This window comes from Pedobacter sp. 01N416 (genome assembly GCF_056399685.1).
This window is the reverse complement of the sequence record NZ_JBFTRT010000804.1, coordinates 1-2,896: the sequence shown is the minus strand read 5'-3', so window position 1 is coordinate 2,896 and position 2,896 is coordinate 1. Positions and strand designations below refer to the sequence as shown.

The window sequence follows — 2,896 nt, the reverse complement described above, 5'->3', positions numbered from 1 at the left end:
TATAAAGAATACACGTTATGCCATCGGTTCGATGTTATTGGCTGATTTAGTTGGGGTTTGTACAGCTATAGTGCTTAGTTATATGTTTTTTGCGTAGTTTTTAACTACAGACAGAAGGGCACAAAGTTCACAGAACTGGGTGTGTAGTCAAAAAGCAAAAACATTAATCTACAGCTATTTTCTAAATCTGGGGAAACATAAATTAGCAAGATTGTTGTGGGATAGATATCCTGTTAATGATTTCATCAATAGCATCAGGATCAATCGCTACGTTTTTCGAAGCACACCATTTTTCTGTTTTATTATCCAGCCAGATACAAAAAGAATGATAGCCATCTAAAACAACGGCATAAGTTTCATGAAAATCATCTTGAATACGCATGCAAAATCCCTTAAAAATTTTGCCTCTAACAATGAATTGCAGGGTGGAATAATTTTCTAACATGGCTCATTATATTTTTGGTTAATTTACAACAAATTATAAACGAGAATGTTTCGTTAATTTAAAGGAATTAATAATTAATTCTTAAACTACAAGGAAAGGCTTAACCTATGTTTAACATATTCGAGTAGCCTTTAGCTATTAAACGCTTTTTTGAAGGTAAAAATATCTCGCATTGCAGATTTAATATCGTGCGTCCTTTTTTCACTATTGATGTTTCGGCGATTACTTCATCTCCTTCGCTTGCAGGGGCAAAATAATCGACATAGTTATTTACGGTGGTATAACGTTCGTTCAGTCCCATTGTAAAAACCGTTGCACCAATTAAATCATCAATAATGCCTGCCGTTACACCACCATGTAAAATTTGATAAGGATTGGTCATTTCTTTACGGATGGTATACTGGCAAACCAACATACCGTACTCTGCTTTAACTAAAACAGGAGCCAGCCAGTTCATAAAGTTAGACGGCGAATTGGTAATTACCTTGCCAATTGATTGCCTTAAAAAAGTTAAACGCTGTTCGTTTAAAGAGGGTTCCATATAGGGTAAAAATAGGCAAAATAGTTTATTAGTCCGTAAGGTGGAACGGTTGGTAGAAAAAAGGTTTGATGGCAAAAGAAAATGGAAGATATAAATACCTCCCATTTCCTAAACGAAACATTTAACCCTAAAACATGATTATATAACCGTGCTATAGTTCCCATTAGAAGCTTATGGTCAATGGTTTTTTGGTCAATAGTTTATAGTGCCCATATTGTAAATTCCTGATCTGCCATTTGGCGAAGGGTTATAATATTCGAAATATTTTAATCGATTTAAATTTGATTGGTATGCGATATTGAAAATATTATCTGCCTGAAGAAAAATATCACATAAGGTCTTTCCTTTTTTAGTTTTCAGTGTTGATCCTATTCCTCCGTTGATTAAGGTATAACCTGGCGTAAAGGTTTCAGTATTATCTAAAGCATAAAATTTATCCTGATCAGCGAAAAAAGCAGCATCAATTTTAATATAAGGCTTATCAAAAATGCCTATAGCCTTTTGAGCGGTCGCCTTGATCTCTGTTCTCACCTGCAATGGCGGAATAAAGGGTAGGTATTTAGCTTCCTTACCATGTTTATTTAATAATTCCTGATTCTGGTTCAACCCAACCACGTAAGCCAAACTATTGTTAAAACTTAACCATTTCATCGCTGAAGGATGTAGATTTACCGAAATTTCTGCACCATATAATCTTGCTTTCGACTGCTGATACTGATAAGTTAGGTTTCCAGGAACTATAACCACTGGATTCCCATTGGCATCGGTCAAGCGCGATTGATAGATGTAGTTCTGAATATTGTTATTAAACAGTTCCATACTTATTTCAGCATCTTTTAAGTAAGCAATAACGCCTATATCTTCCTGAAGGTTAAACTCTGGTTTAAAAGTCCTGTTGCCCAAATACACAATGTGCGCACCGGGATCTAATCCATTTGAACCGATTTCTGTAATGTTTGGTGCACGGTATCCCCTGGCAATATTGGCTTTAATGAGCAGTTTTTCAGAAATGTTATAGGTTAAACCCAAACTTCCTGACAAGCCATAATAGTTTTTATCAAAAGAAGGGAATTGCAATTTTCCAGTGGCATCAGTCGAGCTCACCTGTTTACCAAAACCTGTTTGTGCATTGGTACCTACATAAAAATCACTCCAGTGTATATTTCTTCTGTCTATCCTGATTCCTCCGGAAACATCGATTTTACCCATCGATTTCTTTGMAAAATAAAAAGCACCGATATCGAAAAGATCATAATCGGGAATGGGAAAATCGGTAGCAGCCTTGCTCCTGTTTCCCTGGTACATACCATTTACTCCAATGGTACTTTCGATACCGGCAAAATCTGGAAGGTTGTATTTAAGATCATAATTAAAAGTGYTTAACACTACATAAAGCCCGGCCTGACTTGGCAATGTTGGGTGATTATATTCTCTCCTTACACTTTGCTGTCCGCCAATCAATAAATTTAAATCACTCGTTCCAAATTTAAACTGACTGGTGTTATAAAATCGGTAATGTTGAATGTGCTGATGTAAGGGATTAATGGAGTAGGTATTCAAATCACTTTCAGGCACAATAGGCCTGTTTTTAATATCATCTCCGTTATCTAAAACCTGCCTGGTAAATCGTCGTGATAAAGAATCTCTGCTACCATCAGGAATTTCCATTAAATTATCGTAATAGGTAACGGCAGTTTTAGAATAACCCCAGGCTTTATCTACTCTGGCACTGGCAGATAGATTGTATTCTCTAAAAGCTGTTCCGTAAACCAATCCATCAATTTTGTTTTGGTAATTATGTGCTGTTTTCCCAGTCGCCCTAAACGTATATTTCCAATCGTTTTTAATGTAGGCCAATCCGAGCGACGAACCGATCATGCCATTATTACTTTGGTAATTTGCTGTAAAAT

At 36.1% G+C, this 2,896-nt stretch carries 3 protein-coding genes; all 3 read right to left on the bottom strand.

Annotated elements, in window-relative coordinates:
* Positions 1-202: 202 nt before the first annotated feature.
* Positions 203-445, bottom strand: a complete 243-nt coding sequence (locus tag AC1DND_RS27335; RefSeq protein WP_029274704.1) for a hypothetical protein — start codon at positions 443-445, stop codon at positions 203-205.
* A 100-nt stretch (positions 446-545) separates the two neighbouring features.
* Positions 546-986, bottom strand: coding sequence for a PaaI family thioesterase (locus tag AC1DND_RS27330; protein ID WP_477585931.1), 441 nt, complete (start codon positions 984-986; stop codon positions 546-548).
* A 192-nt stretch (positions 987-1,178) separates the two neighbouring features.
* Positions 1,179-2,896: TonB-dependent receptor domain-containing protein (locus tag AC1DND_RS27325; protein WP_477585929.1), on the bottom strand; the 1,718-nt coding region annotated here is incomplete at its 5' end.